The 386-nt window shown below is 66.8% G+C and carries 1 protein-coding gene; it reads left to right on the top strand.

Going from position 1 to position 386, the window contains the following annotated elements:
- On the top strand, window positions 1-386 hold a 386-nt coding region (locus tag I6F37_RS44500; RefSeq protein ID WP_368736843.1), incomplete at both ends, for a uroporphyrinogen decarboxylase family protein.

The raw sequence follows: 386 nt of genomic DNA, 5'->3' as shown, positions 1-386 counted from the left end.
GTGCAGGGCACGACCTGCGTGCACATCTGCTTCGGCTACGCGGCCGTGATCCACACGCGGCCGAGTGGCTATTCGTTCCTGCCCGAGCTGGCAGGGTGCAGTTGCCGGCAGGTGTCGATCGAAACCGCGCAGTCGAACCTGGACACCAGCGTGCTCACGCAACTGGAAGGCAAGCAGATCCTCGTCGGCTGCCTGGACCTGGCGGACATGAACGTGGAGACCCCCGAAGTGGTGGCCGCGCGCATCCGCAAGGCGCTGAAGCATGTGCGGCCCGAGCAAGTGATTCTGGCGCCGGACTGCGGCATGAAGTACCTGCCGCGCGAAGTGGCGCAAGGCAAGCTGGAGAGCATGGTGCAGGCCGCGCGCATCCTCCGCGCCGAGCACGC

Origin of the sequence: Bradyrhizobium sp. NBAIM08 (genome assembly GCF_020193935.1) — a bacterium.
GTDB classification, from domain to species: Bacteria; Pseudomonadota; Alphaproteobacteria; order Rhizobiales; family Xanthobacteraceae; genus Bradyrhizobium; species Bradyrhizobium yuanmingense.
Note: the sequence above shows the minus strand (reverse complement) of the source record. Positions and strands in the feature narration are given on the sequence as shown.